A 20941-nucleotide genomic window follows, 5' to 3' on the forward strand; every position below is an offset into this window, starting at 1 on the left:
GCGACAAGCCCCGGCCGGCCGCGGCATCCCTCCCGGAGGATTCATGCATCCGATCAGCAGACGTCGCCTGCTCCAGGGCTCCGCCGCGGCGGGCGCACTCGCACTGCCGGGAGTCGGCGGCTCGGCCACCGCCGCGCCGCCCCCGCCCCACCAGTGGATCGGCGCGGGGCCCTTCGCGCACGCCTACGACCCGTCCACCCCCGGCGGGCAGCGCTACCTCAACGACCACACACTGATCAAGGCGGCCGACCGGTGGCACCTGTTCGGCATCGTCGGTGCCGGCGCGCCTCCCGGTCAGGCCCCCGACAGCGCGGCCGAGGTCACCTTCGCCCACGCCTCCGCCCCGGATCCGTACGGACCGTGGACCACGCACACCGACGCGCTGACCGTCGACCCGGCCTACTTCGGGGAGGAGCACCTGTGGGCGCCGCACGTCATCGAGGCGGGCGGCACGTACTGGATGTTCTACGCCGCCGGTGGCCGGAGCGGTGCCGCGATCAACCTCGCCACCTCGACCGACCTGTTCACCTGGACGCGGGTTCCGACCGGCCCGCTCTTCCGGGGGCGCGCGGCGCGCGACCCGATGGTGCTGCGGATCGCCGGCCAGTGGGTGATGTACTACACCGAACTCTCCGGCCAGGACGGCCGGCACGTGGTGGCCTTCCGGCGCTCCGACGATCTGTTGCACTGGAGCGAACCGGGCATCGCGTTCACCGACGCGACCACCGCCGCGACGCTGTCGGTCACCGAGTCGCCCTTCGTCGTCGAACGGGACGGCTGGTACCACCTGTTCATCGGGCCGCGCAACGGCTACGACGGCACCGATGTGTTCGCGTCCCGGAATCCGTTCTCCTTCGGCCTCGACGGTTACGCGGGCCATGTGCCCGGACACGCCGTCGAGGTGGTCACCGACGGACAGCAGTGGCATGCGAGTGCCGCGGGGTGGTTCCAGCAGGGGCTGTACCTGGCCCCCTTGTACTGGCGGAACGTGCCACCGCCCTGGCAGAGCCCCGACAACCCGGTGGCCGGGCTGGATGTCGACGGGCGGCTGACCGTGTTCGCGCTGGACGCGAGCGACCGTTCGTTGCTGCGCCGCGTCCAACTCGACCAGGAGCCGGACACATGGTCGCCATGGGAGCCGTTCGGCGGACCGGCCGGGGCGGTTCCCACGCTCGGCCGCGACACCGACGGCAGGCTGGAGGTGTTCTCCCTCGCCCCGGGCGGTGCCGGCCTGCACCACCGGGTGCAGCGTCCGGACGGCAGTTGGGAGGACTGGGAGGAGTTCGGCGGTGCGGCAGGCGCCGCCCCGGCCGTCGCCCGCAACGCCGACGGCAGGCTGGAGGTCTTCGCGCTGGGCCCGGGCGGCACCGCCATCGCCCGGCGACGGCAGCGCTCGCCCGGATCGCCGGCCTGGGACGCGTGGGACGGCGGCTTCGGCGGGCCCGCGGGTGCACCGCCCGCCGTCGCCGCCAACGCCGACGGACGGCTGGAGGTCTTCGCCCTCTCGCCCGGCGGCTCCGGCATCTACCACCGGTGGCAGGAGACACCCGACGGAGCCTGGGCGCAATGGAGCACCTTCGGCACCGCGGCCGGCACCGCGCCCCGCGTGGCACGCGACGGCAGCGGCAGGCTCACGGTCGTCGCGACGGCCCCGTCCGGCCTGGCGACGTACTTCCGGCGTCAGACCGTGCCGAGCGGCGGCTGGGACGGCTGGCAGGTGCTGTTCGGCTGGACGGCCACGGCCCCGGCGCTCGCCCTCGACGCCGACGGCAGGCTCGAAGCCTTCGCCCTGTCCCCCGGCGGGGCCCGGCTCGGCCACCGCCGACAAGTCACACCCGGCGGCAACTGGGCTCCCGATGACGGCTTCGACGTGCCCGGCGTCCGGCCCGCCGCCGTGCCCACGGCAGCGGTCGACGCCACCGGACGGATCCACGTCTTCGCCGTCACCACCGAAGGCCGGATACATACCCGCGTACAGGACCGGCCCGGTGGCGACTGGCGCCCGTGGACCGCGTTCGGCGACCGCGCGATCGCGCCCGTACCGTCGGGCAGCCCCGCCTACTGAGGTGCCGCGCGACCGGCATACGGTCGCGCCGTCAGGCCCGGCCCGCCGGCCGGGACCCGGTGATCGGGCCCCGGCCCGGCCGGGTGATTTATCGGCACCCGCAGGGGTATGGCTGCTGTCACCCCAATTGCCTAGGGGCAGCTAGGGGTTGGCCCGAAGGTTGACCGCTCATAGTCTCCTCCGGAGGAGTCGGTCAATTCGGTCGGCGGTTACCCGCGTGCTCAATCGAATGAGGATTGATAGCAGGTGTTAGCCAAATTGCAATCGGATTCGATTGCCGTGTTCGGTGCCGGGGTCATGGGCCGCAGCATCACCGCACTGGCGCTGGGCCGCGGGGTCGACGTCGTACTGGTCGACGTCTCGGACGACGTACTGCGGGACGCCCGAGCGGAAATCACGCAGCAAATGCGGCACGGGCAACTCATGGGCGCCTTCCCGGCCGGCCGGACCCCCGGAACGCTGACGACGACGCTGTCGGGCGAGGACGCCACGGACGCCGGCGTGGTGATCGAGGCGATCACCGAGGACGCCTCGCTCAAGGCGCGGCTCATGGCGGAGATCTCCCGTACGATCCCCGCCGGCGTCCCGCTGATCACCAACACATCCGGCATCCCCATCGCCGAACTGGCGAAGTCGGTGCGCCGGCCCGCGGAACTGGCCGGGGTGCACTTCATGAATCCGGCCTATCTCATCGAGATGGTCGAAGTGGTCCGCGGCCCGCAGACCGGCGACGACGCCATGGCCGCCGTCCTCTCCTTCCTTGAACGACTGGGGAAGAAAACGGTCGTCGTCCGCGACGCGCCGGGATTCGTCACCAGCAGGCTGCTGCATCCCATGATCAACGAAGCGGCGAGAATCGTGGCCGAGGGCACCGCGAGCGTCGAGTCCGTGGACCGCCTGATGCACGGATGCCTCGGTCATCCGACCGGCCCGCTGCGCACCGCCGATCTGATCGGACTCGACAACCTTGCGGACGCCCTCCGGCTTCTCGCCGAGCGGACCGGCAATTCCACCTTCGAGCCCTGCGAACTCCTCATGGAAAAGGTGCGCCGCGGTGACCTGGGGCGCAAGACGGGGCGCGGTTTCTATGATTACGGAGAGGTGCTTTCGTGAACCAGGACCTGGCAACCACGGCTGAGGGGATCGCGCAGGCGATCACGGCGTTCGTCTCGAAGCGGGTCGGGGCGGACGTCCCCGCCGACCAGGATCTCTTCGAGTCCGGGCTGGTGTCCTCGCTGTTCGCCATGGAGCTCGTCGTCCACCTGGAGCAGGCGTTCTCCGTGCAGATCCTGGGGGACGACCTCAAGCGGGACAACTTCCGCTCCGTCCAGGCGATGACCGCCCTCGTGCTGCGGTTGAACGGCGCCGGGCATGCCGCCGGTGCCTGAACCGCTCGCGGGCGCCCGTGAGATCGTCGACGACCTGGTCGGCGACCGGGCCGCCGAGTGGGACCGGTCCGGTCTGATCCCCGGCGACGTCCTGCGCGCGCTGGCGGCCCGCGGCCTGCTGTGCGCGGAGGTGCCGGAGGCCTCCGGCGGCCTCGGGGCGAGCAGCGCGGCGAACGGCGAGTTCACCGCGTACGTCGGCAGCCGGTGCAGCTCTCTGCGGAGCGTGATGACCTCGCAGGGCATGGCCGCGTGGACGATCCAGCGCCTGGGCAATCCGCGGCAACACGCGGAATACCTGCCGGAATTGGCCGCCGGACGGCTCGCCGCCGTCGCGTTCAGCGAGCCGGAGGCGGGCAGCGATCTGTCGGCGATGAGCACCACCATCGAACCCGACGGTGACACCGTCGTCGTCCGCGGACAGAAGGTGTGGACGACCGCGGCCCACTACGCCGACATGATCGTCGTCGTCGGGCGCTACGGTTCCGGGGCGGCCGCCGTCGTGGTGCCGGCGTCGGCTCCGGGCGTCACCGTGACCAGGGTCCCGCGGCCGTCCGGCTGCCGGGCGGCGGGCCACGCGGACGTACGGCTCGACGGCGTGCGACTGCCGGCCGGTGCGGTACTCGGCGGCGGACAGCCGCTGATGCTCCTGGTGACGACCGCGCTGGCGTACGGGCGGATGTCGGTCGCCTGGGGCTGCGTGGGCATCCTCCGCGCCTGCCTCGACGCCGCCCGTCAACACGCCCGTACCCGGCGGCAGTTCGGCAAACCGCTCGCCCAGCACCAGCTCGTCGGCCGACACCTGGCGAACCTGCTGACCGGTGAGCAGATCGCCACCCGGATGTGCGAACACGCCAGCCGGTGCTGGGACAGCGGCTCTCCCGACATGGTCGTCGCCTCCGTCCTCGCCAAGCAGGTGAGCGCCGTCCAGGCAGCGCAGGGCGCCGCCGCGGCCGTACAGATTCTGGGATCGGCGGCCGCGCACGAGGGCCACGTGGTCGAGCGCGCGTACCGCGACGCGAAACTCATGGAGCTCATCGAGGGCAGTACGGAGATCTGCCAGCTGATCCTCTCCGACCACGCGATGTCCATGCCGGCGCGATGAGACAGCGCGACGGGACGGCGACATGAGTCAAGGAGAAGCAGTGGCCGAACAGACCTCGATCGTGAAGTGCCTGGTGTGGGACCTCGACAACACCCTCTGGCAGGGCACCCTGTTGGAGGACGGCGAGGTGCAGCTCCCCGACTCCGTCCGCGAGCTCATCACCGAGCTCGACAGCCGCGGCATCCTCCAGTCGGTCGCCAGCAAGAACGACCACGACCAGGCGTGGAAGCAACTGGAGGCGCTGGGCGTCGCCGAGTACTTCGTCCTGCCGCGCATCGGCTGGGGCCCGAAGTCGGAATCGGTGCGGGAGATCGCCGACGAGCTCGACTTCGCGCTCGGCACCATCGCCTTCGTCGACGACCAGCCGGCGGAGCGGGCAGAGGTGCGGTTCCATCTGCCGGAGGTCCGCTGCTACGACGCCGGGCGGCTGCCCGAGCTCGCCGCCCTGCCGGAGTTCAGCCCGGCGACGGTGACGGTGGACTCGCGCCGCCGCCGGCAGATGTACCAGGCCGGATTCCGGCGGAAGTCGGCCGAGGCGGAGTTCCAGGGGCCGAGCGACGACTTCCTGCGTTCCCTGGAACTGGAGATGCGCGTCGGACGCGCCACCGAGGACGAGCTGTCCCGCGTGGAGGAACTGACGCTGCGCACCAGCCAGATGAACGCCACGGGAGTGCACTACTCCATCTCCGACCTGCGCGCGCTGCTGGCCGATCCGCGCCACGAGGTCCTGGTGACCACACTCACCGACCGGTTCGGGCCGCACGGCGCGGTCGGCCTCCAACTGTTGGAGAAGCACGCCGGCGTCTGGAATCTGAAGCTGCTGGCCACGTCGTGCCGCGTGGTGTCGTTCGGCGCCGGTTCGGTGCTCCTCGGCTGGCTCGTCGACCAGGCCGCACACGCGGGCGTCCACCTGGTCGCCGACTTCCGGCGCACCGAGCGCAACCGGATGATGGAGATCGCCTACCGCCTCGCCGGCTTCACGGGCGAGCCCTGCGACTGCCGGGCTGGGCTGCCCGCGCCCGCCCAGGAAGACGTTCAGCGGCTGCATCTGCTCCCGGCGCCCTGCGCCCCGCCGCCCACGATGAAGCTGCACACCGTCAGCCTTCAGGACGCCTGAGCGCGACCGGCCCGACAAAAGATGTCAGAGGAGATGGATCACGCATGGCGAACCAGCTAGGCCTCCCGGCCGGGCTCTCGGAGTACATCCGGGAGTCCTCCCTGCGCGAGGACGGGGTCCTGCGGCGGCTGCGCGAGACGACGTCGGAACTTCCCGCGGGCAGCGCGTTGCAGGTCATGCCCGAGGAGGGGCAGTTGCTGACCCTGCTGGCCGGTCTCACCCCGGCCCGCAGGATCCTCGAGATCGGCACGTACACCGGGTACAGCACCCTGTGCCTGGCCCGCGCGCTCGCACCCGGCGGACGGCTGGTCACCTGCGACATCACCGACCGCTGGCCGCGGATCGGGGCCGAGTACTGGACCGAGGCGGGCGTCGACGGGAAGATCGACCTGCGCATCGGCGACGCGGTGGACACCCTCGGGGCCCTCGTCACGGACGAGGGCCCCGGGACGTTCGACTTCGTCTTCATCGACGCCGACAAACAGCGCTACCCGGACTACTACGAGTCGGCGCTGACCCTCGTCGGCGACCACGGCCTGATCGTGGTCGACAACACCCTGTTCTTCGGCAAGGTCGTGGACCCCGACGCCCAGGACCCGGACACCACCGCGATCCGCGCGTTCAACACGCTGGTCCGTGACGACCCGCGGGTGGAGATGTCCCTGATCCCGATGGCGGACGGCATGACGCTGATCCGCAAGAAGCCGGAGCAGCGGCACAGTTCCACGCCGTAGCTGTCGGCCGAGGAATTCGATGACCCGGTTGCATTCCGGCGGAAAGCGACTGCGGAAACGAGCTCTCGGCGATCGAGCAACCCCTTTCCGTCAGCAAGATTGCGCTGGGTCCGCGGGTAGCACCGCCGGGCGTTCCAGCCACGATTCGATCGGGGTGGCGCAGGAATTCAGGATGAAGGCCAGCGTCTTGTACGTCCCGATGAGGGCCGGCAGTTCGAGGAGCTGCTCCTCGGTGTAGCGGTCGGCGAGTCGCTTCCAGGTGTCGTCCGAGATCACGGACCTGGTGTGGAGCTCGTCGACGGCCGCGAGGAGAGCGGCCTCGAAGAGCGTCCACTCGGAGGTGTCCTCCGAGGCGACCCGGGCGATCTCCGTCTCACTCAGCCCGACGAAGAGCCCCGCGGCGTGGTGGTGGGCCCAGACGTACGGGGTCTGGGAACGCCAAGCGGTACGCAGGATGACGAGTTCGCGCTCGCGCGCCGGGAGGACCTCGCCGGCCACATGTGCCATCAGCGGCTGCATCGCGGCCAGCAGCGCCGGGTGGTTGGCGATGGTCCGCGTGACGTTCGGCGGGGGCCTGTCCGCGAGCAGCCCGTTCAGCGACTCCTTCGCCGTCCGGGCATAGGCATGGCCGGCAGGTGTGACGGCGAATTCATCCACGTCCTGCGGGTCGATTCTGGGCCGCATTTCCTCCCCCTCGAGTTTGACGATGTCTCAACGATAATGCAACGGAAAACGAAAGTGATTGGCTCTGCACAAGTGCCCCTGTAGTATCGCGCTTTATTGATGCACGACGCGAACGGCAGTCCTGTGCCGCCTGATTCCTGGAGAACGGGCGTGTGGCGGTACGTGCTCTCTCCCTGCCGAACCTGCTGAGACGAAGAGTTGGGGGAGCGGTGCCGTGAGCCGATCCGAGTCCATGCCTGCTGAGCGCATCCGTGCGAGGGGCAATGCCATCGCGGTGGTGGGGGTGGCCTGCCGACTCCCGTCCGCGGGGGATCCCGAGCGGTTCTGGCGGCTGCTGACGGGCGGGGTGAGCGCGGTGACGCAGGTGCCTCCGGGCCGGTGGGGCGATGAGGCCGAAGCATTCGGCACGACCGGCCGGGGCGCCTTCCTGGATGAAGTCGACCGCTTCGACGCCGAGTTCTTCGGGATCTCTCCGCGCGAGGCGCGGTCGATGGACCCGCAGCAGCGTCTCGCGCTGGAGCTGGGCTGGGAGGTCCTGGAGGACGCGGGCGTCCTGCCGGCCGCGGTGCGGGGCGGCGACACCGGGGTGTTCGTCGGCGTGACCGCGGACGACTACGGCGCGCTGGACCGGCGCAGGGGACCGGAAGCCGTCGGGCACCACACCCTCACCGGCCTGAACCGCAGCGTGATCGCGAACAGGATCTCCCACTTCCTGGGATTGCGAGGGCCGAGCCTGGTGGTGGACACCGGGCAGTCGTCCTCGCTCGTGGCGGTGCACCTGGCGTGCGAGAGCCTGCGGCGCGGGGAGTCGGCGACGGCACTGGTCGGCGGCGTACAGCTCAACCTGGTGCAGGACAGCGCGATAGCGGCGGACCGGCTCGGCGCCCTGTCCGCGGACGGCCGCTGCTTCACCTTCGACGAACGCGCCAACGGCTACGTCCGCGGCGAGGGCGCGGGGATGGTGCTGCTCAAGCCACTGGCCAGGGCGCTCGCCGACGGCGATGAGATCTACTGCGTCATCGAGGGGAGCGCGGTCAACAACGACGGCCCGGCCGAGAGCCTGACGACGCCCGACCCACGTGGGCAGCGGGCGGTGCTCGACGCGGCGTGCCGTCGTGCGGGCGTGGACCCGGCCGAGGTGCAGTACGTGGAGCTGCACGGGACCGGTACCCGAGTGGGCGACCCGGTGGAGGCGGCGGCGCTCGGCGCCGTCCACGGGGCGGGCCGCCGCGAGGACAGCCCGCTGCTGGTCGGTTCGGTGAAGACGAACGTGGGGCATCTGGAGGGCGCCGCGGGCATCACCGGCCTGGTGAAGCTCGTGCTGTCGCTGCGGAACGGCGAGCTGCCGGCGAGCCTGAACTTCGAACGGCCCAACTCCCGGATCCGCTTCGACGAGTGGCGCCTGGACGTGGTGACGACGACCCGCCCCTGGCCCTACCGCGACGGCCGGGCCCTGGCCGGGGTGTCCTCGTTCGGCATGGGCGGCACCAACTGTCACCTGATCGTGTCCGCCGCCGAGCCTGCGTCCGGGAACGCGCCCGCGCGCGCCGATGCCGTCAGCGGCACCCTGCCATGGCCGCTGTCGGGGCGGACCCGGGACGCCCTCCGCGCACAGGCCGTCGGCCTGGCCCGCCACATGGAGGACAACCAGCACCTCGATCCGATGGACGTGGGTTTCTCCCTGGCGACCACCCGCACCGCTTTCGAGCAGCGTGCCGTCGTCCTCGCGCCCGACCGGAAGGACGGACCGGACGCGCTCGCGGCACTGGCCGACGGTGAGTCCGCGCCCGGCGTGGTACGGGGAGCCGCCGACGTCGAGGGCGGGACGGTGTTCGTCTTCCCCGGCCAGGGTTCGCAGTGGGCGGGCATGGGCTTCCAACTCATGGCCGAATCCCCGGTGTTCGCCGAGCGGCTGGCCGAGTGCACCGCCGCACTGGCACCCCACGTGGACTGGTCGCTGCCGGAGGTGCTGCGACAGGCCGAGAGGGCGCCGTCGCTGGAGCGGGTGGACGTGGTCCAGCCCGTCTCCTGGGCGGTGATGGTGTCCCTCGCGGCACTGTGGCAGGCGCACGGGGTGGTCCCGGACGCGGTGGTGGGCCATTCACAGGGGGAGATCGCCGCGGCGTGCGTGTCCGGCGCGCTGTCGCTCCAGGACGCGGCACGGGTCGTGGCGCTGCGGAGCCGGATCATCGCCCGCCGGCTGGCGGGGGAGGGCGGCATGCTGTCGGTGCCGTTGCCCCGGGCCGAGGTCGAGACACGGCTGGACCGCTGGGACGGCCGGATCTCGGTCGCGGCCGTCAACGGACCCGGCTCGGTCGTGGTCTCCGGTGAACCGGCAGCGCTGGACACACTGTTCGAGGAACTCACGGACGCCGACGTACGGGTACGCCGCATCGCGGTGGACTACGCCTCGCACTCGGCACAGGTCGAGCGGGTGCGCGAGGAGCTGACGGCCGCGCTGGAGGGCATCGCCCCGCGCCGTACGCGGGTGCCGTTCTTCTCCACGGTGACCGGCGCGTGGCTGGACACCACCGGCATGGACGCCGGGTACTGGTACCGCAACCTGCGGCAGACCGTCGGTTTCGAACCGGCGGTGCGGACGTTGCTGGAGCAGGACCACCGGTTCTTCGTCGAGGTCAGTTCCCACCCCGTGCTGACCGGCGGAATCCAGGAGACCGCCGACGCCGCCGACGCCCGGGCGGTGGCCGTCGGCACGCTGCGCCGGGACCTCGGCGGGAAGGACCGGTTCCTGACATGCCTGGCGGAGTTGTACGTCCGTGGTCTGCCGGTCGACTGGCCGCGGGCGTACGCCGGGACCGGCGCCCGGCGGGTGGCCCTGCCGACGTACGCGTTCCAGCGGGAGCGGTACTGGCTCCCGGAGCCGTCCGGCGCGCCCGCTCAGGCGGCCGGGGCCGGACAGGCCGTCGTCGCGGACGGGCCCGCCGCCGGTCCGGAGTCGGCTCGCGTGGGATCCGAGGCCGCGTGGACGCGCGCCGGTCTGGCGCGGCTGGTGCGTACGGAGACGGCGGTGGTGCTCGGCCACTCCTCCGCGGACCGGATGAACCCGGCGCACTCCTTCCGGGAGCTGGGCTTCGACTCGGCCATGGCGGTGGAGCTGGTGACCCGCCTGAGGGCCGCGACCGGACTGCGGCTGGCCAACACCGCGCTGTTCGACCACCCCACGCCCGACCGGTTCGCGGACCATCTGGTCGCCGAATTCGCCGGCCCGGCGACCGGCGGCGCGTCGCCGGCGCCCGGCGCCGTCGAGGCGGACGAACCGGTCGCGATCGTGGGCATGGCCTGCCGCTTCCCGGGCGGGGTGACCTCGCCGGAGGAGCTGTGGGAGCTGCTCTCGGACGGGACGGACGCCATCTCGGAGATGCCCACCGACCGCGGGTGGGCATCGGAGATGACGGCGACCGGCAGGCCGGGCGGGTTCCTGTACGACGCGGACCGTTTCGACGCGGCGCTGTTCGGGATATCGCCGCGTGAGGCGCGGGCGATGGACCCGCAGCAGCGGCTGGCGCTGGAGGTGAGCTGGGAGGCGGTGGAGCGGGCCGAGATCGCTCCGTCGTCCCTGCACGGCAGCCGGACCGGGGTGTTCGTGGGGGCGATGGCCCAGGACTACGGCCCGCGGCTGAAGGACGGCTCGGGTGACACGGAGGGGTATCTGCTGACCGGCACCTCGCCGAGTGTCCTCTCCGGCCGGATCGCCTACGCCCTGGGGCTGCGGGGCCCGGTGCTGACCGTGGACACGGCCTGCTCCTCGTCGCTGGTGGCGTTGCATCTCGCGGCGCGGGCGCTGCGGGCCGGCGAGTGCTCCCTGGCACTGGCCGGCGGTGTCACCGTGATGTCCGAGCCGGGCATCTTCGTGGAGTTCGCCCGGCAGGGCGGCCTGTCGCCCGACGGCCGCTGCAAGGCGTACGCGGAGGCCGCGGACGGCACCGGATGGTCCGAGGGCGTGGGCATCCTGGTGCTGCAACGGCTCTCGGACGCGATCCGGGACGGTCACCACGTGCTGGCGGTCCTGCGCGGTTCCGCGGTCAACTCCGACGGCGCGTCGAACGGCCTGACCGCACCGAGCGGGATCGCGCAGCGGCAGGTGATCGGCCAGGCCCTGGGCGGTGCGGGTCTGGTGCCCTCGGACGTGGACGCGGTGGAGGGGCACGGCACCGGCACCCGGCTGGGCGACCCGATCGAGGCCCAGGCGCTGCTGGCCACCTATGGGCAGGACCGGGACCGTCCGCTGCTGCTGGGGTCGCTGAAGTCCAACATCGGGCACACCCAGGCCGCCTCCGGTGTCGCGGGCGTCATCAAGATGATCCTGGCGATGCGCCACGGTGTGCTGCCCAGGACGCTGCACGTGGACGCGCCGTCGTCGCAGGTGGACTGGTCTGCCGGCGCGGTGGAGCTGCTCACCGGGTCCGTTCCGTGGCCGAGGGTCGAACGGCCGCGCCGTGCGGGCGTGTCGTCGTTCGGGATCAGCGGCACGAACGCGCACGTGATCGTCGAGCAGCCGCCGCAGGACCCGCCCGGCCGTCCCGCCGAGCCCGCACCGGCCGCGCTCCCGGCGCAGGCCGGGCCCGCGGTGGTGCCGTGGCCGGTGTCGGCCCGTACCGAGGCGGCGCTGGAGGCCGGGCTGGACCGGCTGGCCGCTTTCGTAGCCGCGACCGGCGCGACGGCGCAGGACGTCGGCTACTCGCTGGCGACGACACGCTCCGAGCTGGAGTGCCGAGCGGTCCTGGTGGCCACGACGGGCGGCGCGGACGGCACGGAGGACAGTGTTGGCCAGGCCGTGCGGGTGGCCGAGGGCACCGTGGTCGGCGACCCCGGCCCCGTGGCGCTGCTGTTCGCGGGCCAGGGCGCGCAGCGGCTGGGCATGAGCCGCGAACTGTACGCCCGGTTCCCGGTGTTCGCGGCCGCGTGGGACGAGGTCTGCACGTTGCTGGACGGGCAGTTGGAGCGGTCGCTGCGCGAGGTGGTGTACGGCGACGACGCGGAGCTGCTGAACCGTACCGAGTACGCCCAGCCCGCGCTGTTCGCCCTGGAGGTGGCCCTCTTCCGGCTCGTGGAGTCCTGGGGGGCGGTGCCCGATGTGCTGATCGGGCACTCCGTCGGGGAGATCGCGGCGGCACACGTGGCCGGGGTGCTGTCCCTGCCGGATGCGTGCGCGCTCGTCACCGCCCGCGGACGGCTGATGCAGGCGCTGCCGGAAGGCGGCGCCATGGTCGCGCTGCGGGCCACCGAGGACGAGGTGGCGCCGCTGCTCGCCGCTTCCGGGGGCCGGGCGGGGCTGGCCGCGGTCAACGGCCCGCAGGCGGTGGTGATCTCAGGGGAGACGGCCTCGGTCGAGGCGATCGCGGAACGCTTCGCGGCCGACGGGCGCAAGGCGACGCGGTTGCAGGTCAGCCACGCGTTCCACTCCCCGCTGATGACGCCGATGCTGGACGGCTTCCGCACGGTCGTCGAGGGGCTGGCCCTGGGCGAGCCCCGCATCCCGATCGTCTCGACCGTCACCGGGCAGGAGATCGACGCGGAGCTGATCCGCACCCCCGGCTACTGGGTGGAACACGTCGGGCTGACCGTGCGGTTCGCCGACGCGGTCGCCGCGGCGGCCGCCGCCGGAGCCCGTACCTTCCTGGAACTGGGCCCGGACGCGACACTGTCCACGCTGGCCCAGGACGCCCTGATCGACGTGGTGGGCGTCGAGGCGGTGCCGCTGCTGGGCCGGAACAGTGGCGAGGAAGCCACGGCGGTGACGGCGGCCGCTCGGCTGTACGTCCGCGGTGTCCCGGTGCGGTGGGCCGAGCTGTTCGCCGGCACCGGCGCGCGCCGCATCGCGCTGCCGACCTACGCCTTCCAGCGCGACCGGTACTGGATCGCCACCACCGGCACGGACCGGGCGGCAGGGCTGGACCGTATGGATCACCCGCTGCTCGATGGGGTCGTGGAACTTCCCGGCAGCGGTGGTCTGTTGTGCACCGGGCGGCTGCCGGTCACGGAGCAGCCGTGGCTGGCCGATGAGGCGGCCTTCCCCGGGGCCGGGTTCTTGGAGCTCGCGATACGGGCGGGCGACGAGGTCGGCTGCGGCGCGGTCGAGGAACTCACCACGGCCGCCCCGCTGGTGCTCGCCGGGGAGGCCGGGAGCGGTGTACGGATCCAGGTGGCGATCGGTGGACCCGGCGACGGTGGCCGTCGCACGCTGAGCATTCACGCGCGGCCTGCCGACACCCCTGACGCACCCTGGACGCTGCACGCCACCGGCGTCCTCGCACCCGGCGCGCCCGCGGCCGGGATGGGAGACGAGCAGGTGTGGCCGCCGGAGGGCGCCGTACCGGTCGACCTGAACGACCTCCACGAGCCCCGGCCCGACGCCGGGCGCGGGGCTGTTCGGACGGCTTGGAGGGTTGGTGAGGAGGTGCTGGCCGAGGTCGCGCTCCCTGAGCAACTCGCCGACGATGCCGACGACTTCGGCCTGCACCCCGCCCTGCTGGACGCGGCGCTGTCCCTGGCGTCGCTGACCGGTCTCGACGGCTCGCCCGACCGGCTGTCGCCGGTGGCCTGGTCCGGAGTGAGCCTGCACGCCGTGGGTGCGTCGGTGCTGCGGGTGCGGCTGCGCAGGACGGGCGAGGACACGGTCACGCTGACCGCGGCGGACGCCGCAGGCGAACCAGTGCTCTCCGTACGCTCGTTGGCACTGCGCCCGGCAGCCGTCGACACCCCGCGGCCCGTGGCCGGTCAGCCTCTGCTGCGCCTGGACTGGCTGCCCGCCCCGGTGCCGGAATCCGGCGGGCGCGACCTCGGTGCGGCCGGGGAAGCGGTGCTGATCCCGGTCGCCGCGCCAGTCGGTGTGCCGGTGCCGGAGGCGGTCCGTACCGTCACCGCCGCCGTCCTCGACCTGCTGCGGCAGCACCTGGCGGACGAGGGCGGAAGTGGTGTCGAGCGGCCTTCCCGGCTGGTCTTCGTGACCCGCGGCGCGGTGGCCACCGCGCCCGGGGCGACACCGGATGTCGTGGCGGCCTCGGTGTGGGGGCTGGTGCGTTCGGCCCAGCAGGAGAGCCCCGACAGCTTCGTACTGCTCGATGTGGACCCCGCGGACGACGGGGATCTCGCATCGGCCGCCGCGGGGGTGCGAAGCGCCGTGCTGGGCTGCGGCGAGCCCCAACTGGCGCTGCGTGACCGTAAATTGCTGGTGCCGCGCCTGGTCACCGCCGACGTTCCGGGCTCGTCGGACCCGGTGTGGGGCGGTGAGGGCACCGTGCTGGTCACCGGTGGTCTGGGCGGCCTGGGCGCGCTGGTCGCCCGGCACCTGGTCGCCGAGCACGGGGTCCGGCACCTGCTGCTGGCCGGACGCCGGGGCGCCGATACCGAGGGCGCCGACGAGCTGGTGGCCGGGCTGATCGCGCGGGGCGCTCGGGTGACCGTCGCCGCCTGCGACGTCTCCGACCGCGCGGCCCTGGCCGCGCTGCTGGCGGACATCCCGGCCGAACACCCGCTGACCGGCGTCGTCCACGCCGCCGGTGTGCTCGACGACGGACTCGTCCAGACGCTGACCCCGGACCGGCTGGAGACGGTCTTCCGTCCGAAGCTGGACGGCGCCTGGCACCTGCACGAACTGACCCGCGATCGCGACCTGACGGCGTTCGTGGTGTTCTCCTCGGTCTTCGGCGTCCTGGGCAACGCGGGACAGGCCGCCTACACCGCGGCGAACGCGTTCCTCGACGCGCTGGCGCAGTGGCGTGCCGCGGAAGGTCTCGCGGGCCTGTCCATCGGATGGGGGCCGTGGCCGCAGGACGCCGGTATGTCCGCCGGGCTGAGCGCAGCCGAGCTGGGCAGGATCGCCCGGGCCGGGTTGCCGGTCTTCTCCGTGGAGCAGGGACTGGCCTGGTTCGACGCCGCGAGCGCGGCGCGCGGGGCGTCGGTGGTGGCGGCCCGGGTCGACCGGGCCGCTCTGCGGGCGCGCGACACGGTCCCCGCCGTCTTCCGGGGCCTGGTCCCCGCCGTACCCGTCCGCCGGACCGCCGCCACCGCTACTCGGAACTCCGACCCATTGGCCGGACTGACAGGTGATCAAGCTCGTTCTCAGCTACTGGAGTTGCTGCGGGAGCAAGTGGTCGCGGTGCTGGGGCTGGCAGGTCCGGCGGCGGTCGGGTCCGGGCGGTCGTTCAAGGACCTGGGCTTCGACTCCCTGACCGCCAACCAGTTGCGCAACGCCCTGCGCAAACGCACGGGTCTGCGGTTGCCCTCGACCCTGGTCTACGACCACCCGACCCCCGAGGCACTGGCCGCCCACCTGTGGGCCGAGCTGGACGGTGGGACGGGCGAGCAGGGCCGGGGCGTCGTCCCGACGGCCGGGGTGCCCAACGCCGAGCCGATCGCGATCATCGGAATGAGCTGCCGGTTCCCCGGCGGGGTGCGTTCGCCCGAGGAGTTGTGGGAGCTGCTGGCCGCGGGCGAGGACGCCGTCTCCCCGCTGCCCGCCGACCGCGGCTGGGACCCGGACGTCTACGACCCCGACCCGGAGCGGGCGGGCAGGACCTCCGCGAGGGCGGGGGGCTTCCTCGACGGGGCCGCCGAGTTCGACGCGGGATTCTTCGGGATCTCCCCGCGTGAGGCGGCCGCGATGGACCCGCAGCAGCGGATGCTGCTGGAGCTCGCCTGGGAGGCGTTCGAACGCGCGGGGCTCGACCCGGCCTCCCTGCGGGGAAGCGCGACCGGCACGTTCGTCTCCGCGCTCTCTCAGACCTACGGCGCGGGAGCATCGGCGGACGCCGACGGATACCAGCTCACCGGGACGCTCCCCAGCGTGCTGTCGGGCCGTCTTGCCTATCTGTTCGACCTGGCCGGGCCGTCGGTGACGGTGGACACGGCGTGTTCCTCCTCCCTGGTCGCGCTCCACTTGGCGTGCCAGTCGCTGCGCTCGGGGGAGAGCGGTCTTGCTCTGGCCGGCGGTGCGACGGTGCTGGCAGGCCCGGACGTGCTGGTCTCGTTGAGCCGGCACCGGGTCATGGCGCCGGACGGGCGGTGCAAGGCGTTCGCCGAGTCCGCGGACGGCATGGGCATCGCCGAAGGCGCCGGCCTGCTGGTGCTGGAGCGGCTCTCGGACGCCGTGCGGCACGGTCACCGGGTGCTGGCCGTCGTCCGAGGGTCGGCGGTGAACTCCGACGGTGCCTCCAACGGGCTGACCGCGCCCAGCGGTCCGGCGCAGCAGCGCGTCATCCGGCAGGCCCTGGCCAACAGCGGACTTGCCGCGTCCGACGTCGACGCCGTCGAGGCACACGGGACCGGCACCGCGCTGGGCGATCCGATCGAGGCACACGCGCTGCTGGCCACCTACGGCCAGGACCGGGGCGGCAACCCGCCGCTGCTGGTCGGCTCGGTCAAATCCAACATCGGGCACACCCAGACCGCCGCCGGTGTCGCGGGTGTCATCAAGATGGTGATGGCGCTGCGGCACGGTCGGCTGCCGAAGACGCTGCATGTCACCGAGCCGTCCTCGCGCATCGACTGGAACGCGGGAGCGCTCCGCCTGCTGACCGAGACCACGCCGTGGCCCGTTCTCGGCCGACCGCGGCGGTGCGCGGTCTCGGCGTTCGGCATGAGCGGCACCAACGCGCACGCCGTCCTGGAACAGGCCCCCACGCCCGTCGTCGAGCCCGTGAGCGGGGCCGACACACCGGCCCCGGCGCCCACCGGTCGAGCGCTGACCGCCGCCTCGGTGGCCTGGCCGCTGTCGGGCAAGTCAGCCGCCGCGCTGCGCGCCCAGGCCCGGAAGCTCCTCACCCACGTGGAGAACCGCCCCGAGCTGCGGCCCCTCGACGTCGGCTACTCGCTGGCGACGACCCGTGCCGCGTTCGAGCACCGGGCGGTGCTGGTCGGTGACGGCCGCGCGGCGCTGCACGAGAGCCTGACCGCCCTGGCCCAGGGCACCGCGCACCCCGGTGTGCTGCGGGGGACCGCGCCCGAACGCGGCCCGGTGGTCTTCGTCTTCCCCGGCCAGGACGGGGCCTGGCCGGGAATGGCGGCCGAACTCCTGGACACCTCGCCCGTCTTCGCCGCCCGCGTCGACGAATGCCGGGCGGCCCTGGCCCCGTACATCGACTGGTCGCTCACCGGCGTGATGCGCGGTGAGCCCGGCACGCCTCCGCTCGATGGGCGGCCCGATGTGCAACAGCCCTTGCTGTGGGCGGTCATGGTCTCCCTCGCCGCCGTGTGGCGTTCGCTGGGGGTCGAGCCGGCCGCGGTGGTCGGTCATTCCCAGGGCGAGGTCGCCGCCGCCTGCGTCAGCGGAGGTCTGTCCCTGGAGGACGGTGCCCGTGTGGTGGCGCTGCGCAGCCGCCTGATCCGGGAACGGCTGTCCGGGACCGGCGCGATGATGTCGGTGATGGCCCCGCGCGAGCAGGTCCAGGCGGTGCTGGACCAGGTATCCGGCGCCGTGTCGATCGCGGCGGTCAACGGCCCGAGGATCGTGACGGTCTCCGGCGACCCGGCTGCTCTGAACGAGGTCGAGCGCGCCCTGTCCGCCGCCGGGCTCATGCGCTGGCGGCTGCCCGGGGTGGACTTCGCCGCCCACTCCGCGCACATCGACCGGATCGAGCCCGAACTGCTGGAGCTGCTGGCCGGCATACGGCCCCGAGCGTCGGAGGTGCCGTTCCACTCCACGGTGACCGGAGGCCGCCTGGACACGAAGGAGTTGGACGCCCGCTACTGGTGCCGCAACCTGCGCCAAACCGTCTCCTTCGCCGAGACGATGACAGGCCTGGTGCGCGAGGGACACGGCGTCATGATCGAGGTCGGCCCGCATCCGGTGCTCGCGGTCGGCACCAGCGAGATCATCGAGAACGAGGGCAGCCCCGCGGTCACCCTGGGCACCCTGCGCCGGGACGACGGCGGATGGGACCGCGTCCTGCGCTCGCTGGGGGAGGCCCATGCCCACGGTGTGCCCGTCGACTGGCCCACGGCGCTGACCGGCGGCCGCGCGGTGGACCTGCCGACCTACGCCTTCCAGCACGAGTCCTACTGGACCGCCCCGCCCACCCCGGCACCCAGCACGCCCGTCTCCGCCGACGGGCCGCTGTGGGAGGCGGTGGAGCAGCAGGACGCCGCTGTCCTCGCCACACTCATCGGTCTCGAAGCCGAGCACAAGGGCGCCCTCGACGCGGTGCTCCCCGCGCTGTCGGCCTGGCGCAAGCGGCAGGACCGGCACGCCCTGGTCGACAACTGCCGCTACCGGACGGCCTGGAGACCCCTGCGCGTCCCCGCCGCCCCGTCCCTGACCGGCACCTGGCTCGTCGTCACCGCCGGCGGTACCGACGACGCGGACGTAACGGACGCCCTGACGGCACACGGCGCCCGGGTCCGCCGCGTGGTCCTCGACGGGACCTGCACCGACCCCGGGATGCTCACGGCACGACTCGGCGACCTCGACCGCACGGCCGGAGTGCTCTCGCTCCTCGCCACGGGAGAGGAATCCGACGCCGACCGGTCCGCACCGCCCGCCGGTCTGGCCCTGACCGTCTCCCTGACCCAGGCCCTCATGAGCTCCGGCACCCGGGTGCCGCTGTGGACGGTGACCCGCGGCGCGGTCTCCACCGGCCCGGCCGACCCGGTACGCGACCCGCGCCAGGCCATGACCCTCGGCATCGCACGTACCGCCACCCTGGAAGCACCCTCGCTGCGCGGCGGATCGGCCGATCTCCCCGAGCGGCTCGATGCCCAGGCGGCCGGCCGTTTCGCCGCGCTGCTCGCGCAGGGCCCGGGGGAGGAGCAGGCGGCGGTGCGTTCCTCGGGCGTCCTTGTCCGGCGCCTGGTGAAGGCACCCGCACGAGCCGACTCGCCCGTCACCTGGACACCCCGCGGCACGACGTTGATCACCGGCGGCACCGGGGCCCTGGGCGGCAGCACCGCCCGCCGGCTCGCCCGGCAGGGCGCCGAACACCTGGTGCTGCTCAGCCGCCGCGGCCCCGCCGCACCCGGCGCCACCGAGCTGTTGGCGGAGCTGAACGCCCAGGGCGCGAACGCCGAGGCGGTGCCCTGCGACCTGACCGACAAGGAAGCCCTGGCCGCCGTGCTCGACGAGCTCTCGGCGAACGGCACCCCGGTGCGCTCGGTCGTCCACCTGGCAGGCACCCGCACCCTCGGCCCGCTCGCCACGGCCGGTCCCGGCCATGTCGCCGACGCGGTGCACGCCAAGGTAACCGGTGCCGCGCACCTCGACGAACTCCTCGACGACACCGGACTGGACGCCTTCGTCCTGCCCTCCTCGATGGCTGGAGCCTGGGGAGTGGGCGACCACGCCGCACAGGCGGCGGCCGGCGCGTACCTGGAGGCGCTGGCGGCACAGCGCCGCGCCCGCGGCGCCCGCGCGACGTCGGTCTTCTTCGGCCCCTGGGAAGAGGCCCGCGAGCAACTCGGCGAGCCCGCCGCCGAGCAACTGCTGCGCACCGGGGTGTCCTTCCTCGACGGCGACCTGGCCCTGGCCGGCCTCGCCCAGGCACTCCACGAGGAGGAGAGCGCGCTGACGGTCGCCGACATCGACTGGAAGCGCTACCTCCCCGTCGTCACCACAGCAGGCCCCAACCCCTTCTTCGGTGAACTGCCCGAGGCGCGAGACCTCGACCGGCCCGTACCCACCACCGGCGACGGCGAGTTCACGACGCGGCTGCGGAGCCTTTCGGCCACCGAGCAGCGGCGACTGGTCCTGGACCTGATACGCGGCGAGGCCGCGGCGGCGCTCGGCCACGCATCCGGCGAAGCGGTCGCCGAGCACGCGGTGTTCCGCGACAACGGCATGGATTCCCTCGCGGCGGTCGACCTGCGCAACCGGCTCGCCACGGCGACCGGCACCGCCCTGCCCAGCACCGTCGTCCTCACCCACCCCACCCCGGCCGACCTGGCCGACCACCTCCTCGACCACCTTGCCGCCCCGCCGGCACCCGGGCACGGCACCGTCGGCGGCTCCCCGACGGACCTGGTCGCCCGACTCCACCGCGAGGCCGTACGGACCGGCCGCCCGGACGACGCCGGCACCCTGCTGTCCCAACTCGCCGCCCTGAGGCCCAAGAGCACCGAGCCCCGCCCGCCCGCCATGGACCGGCTCACCGCCGGCACCTCGGACCCCCGCCTGATCTGCGTGGCCCCGATCGTGCCCCTGACCGGACCGGACACCTACTTCGCACTCGCCCGGGCCCTCCCCGAACACTGGGACATCTCCTGCCTGACGCCCCCCGGCTTCGGCACGGACGAGGACCTGCCCGCCACCCTCGAAGCGCTCGTGGCAGGGCTGGCACAGGCCGTGACCGCCGAGGCCGACGGCGAGGCCGCCGGGCCGGTGACCCTCCTGGGCACCTCGTCCGGCGGCATCCTCGCCCACGCGACCGCCCGCCACCTCGCCGATCACGGCACCCCCGTACGGGCCGTCGTCCTCCTCGACACCTACGACCTGAGAACCTCCACCGCCCGCGCGCTCCTTCCCCACCTGTGGCATGGCCTGTACGAGCGCGAGCACCTCACCGACGGCTACACCGCCACCGCCCTTTCCGCCTACGCCTGGACCGAACAGCTCCTGCGCACCTGGGCCCCCGGACCCGCCCCCTTCCCGACGCTGCTCCTCCGGGCCTCGGAGCCCCTCCCGGTCGCGCCGGGGACGGACCCGGGGCCGCGCGCCTGGCAGACCGCCCTTCCCCACATCACCACCACCCTCACCACACCGGGCAACCACTTCACCCTCATCAACCAGCACGCCCCCACCACCGCCGCCCACATCACCGACTGGCTCGGTGAACAGGGGCGCACCCGCTGATATGGCCTTCGACTGTCGTCGGCGGCCGGGTACTTGATCATCGGGCGGCA

8 protein-coding genes are annotated in these 20941 nt (G+C 73.0%); 7 read left to right on the plus strand and 1 reads right to left on the minus strand.

Going from position 1 to position 20941, the window contains the following annotated elements:
• Positions 1-43: 43 nt before the first annotated feature.
• From ABD269_RS20575 to ABD269_RS20600, 6 genes are all read left to right on the plus strand, one after another.
• Positions 44-2065, plus strand: coding sequence for a DUF8189 domain-containing protein (locus ABD269_RS20575; RefSeq protein WP_344119808.1), 2022 nt, complete (start codon positions 44-46; stop codon positions 2063-2065).
• A 246-nt stretch (positions 2066-2311) separates the two neighbouring features.
• Positions 2312-3178 (plus strand): 3-hydroxyacyl-CoA dehydrogenase family protein, encoded by an 867-nt coding sequence (locus tag ABD269_RS20580; protein ID WP_344119809.1) that lies wholly within the window; start codon positions 2312-2314, stop codon positions 3176-3178.
• A complete protein-coding gene (locus ABD269_RS20585) occupies positions 3175-3453 on the plus strand; it encodes a phosphopantetheine-binding protein (RefSeq protein WP_301889942.1) in 279 nt (92 codons plus the stop codon). Before ABD269_RS20580 ends, ABD269_RS20585 begins: the two co-directional genes overlap by 4 nt.
• Positions 3446-4555, plus strand: a complete 1110-nt coding sequence (locus tag ABD269_RS20590; RefSeq protein ID WP_344119810.1) for an acyl-CoA dehydrogenase family protein — start codon at positions 3446-3448, stop codon at positions 4553-4555. Before ABD269_RS20585 ends, ABD269_RS20590 begins: the two co-directional genes overlap by 8 nt.
• Positions 4556-4595: 40 nt before the next feature.
• A complete protein-coding gene (locus tag ABD269_RS20595; RefSeq protein ID WP_344119811.1) occupies positions 4596-5672 on the plus strand; it encodes an HAD-IIIC family phosphatase in 1077 nt (358 codons plus the stop codon).
• A 44-nt stretch (positions 5673-5716) separates the two neighbouring features.
• The gene (locus ABD269_RS20600; protein WP_344119812.1) at positions 5717-6406 is read left to right on the plus strand and encodes an O-methyltransferase; all 690 of its coding nucleotides are present in this window, start codon (positions 5717-5719) and stop codon (positions 6404-6406) included.
• Positions 6407-6496: 90 nt separating this feature from the next.
• Here ABD269_RS20600 and ABD269_RS20605 read toward each other — a convergent pair whose 3' ends face one another.
• Positions 6497-7090, minus strand: coding sequence for a carboxymuconolactone decarboxylase family protein (locus ABD269_RS20605; RefSeq protein WP_344119813.1), 594 nt, complete (start codon positions 7088-7090; stop codon positions 6497-6499).
• A gap of 232 nt (positions 7091-7322) precedes the next feature.
• On the opposite strand from ABD269_RS20605, the gene ABD269_RS20610 reads away from it, so the two are divergent.
• Positions 7323-20891 carry a type I polyketide synthase gene (locus ABD269_RS20610; protein ID WP_425572944.1) on the plus strand — a complete coding sequence of 4523 codons (13569 nt, stop codon included), beginning with the start codon at positions 7323-7325 and terminating at the stop codon, positions 20889-20891.
• Positions 20892-20941: the final 50 nt, after the last annotated feature.

The organism is Streptomyces blastmyceticus, from assembly GCF_039521185.1.
In the GTDB taxonomy this organism is placed as follows: Bacteria; Actinomycetota; Actinomycetes; order Streptomycetales; family Streptomycetaceae; genus Streptomyces; species Streptomyces blastmyceticus.

Excerpts from the sequence above, each read along its gene's own strand:
- ABD269_RS20575 (WP_344119808.1), top strand. The coding sequence starts at position 44 with ATGCATCCGATCAGCAGACGTCGCCTGCTCCAGGGCTCCGCCGCGGCG.
- ABD269_RS20600 (WP_344119812.1), top strand. The coding sequence starts at position 5,717 with ATGGCGAACCAGCTAGGCCTCCCGGCCGGGCTCTCGGAGTACATCCGG.
- ABD269_RS20605 (WP_344119813.1), bottom strand. The coding sequence starts at position 7,090 with ATGCGGCCCAGAATCGACCCGCAGGACGTGGATGAATTCGCCGTCACA.
- ABD269_RS20610 (WP_425572944.1), top strand. The coding sequence starts at position 7,323 with ATGCCTGCTGAGCGCATCCGTGCGAGGGGCAATGCCATCGCGGTGGTG.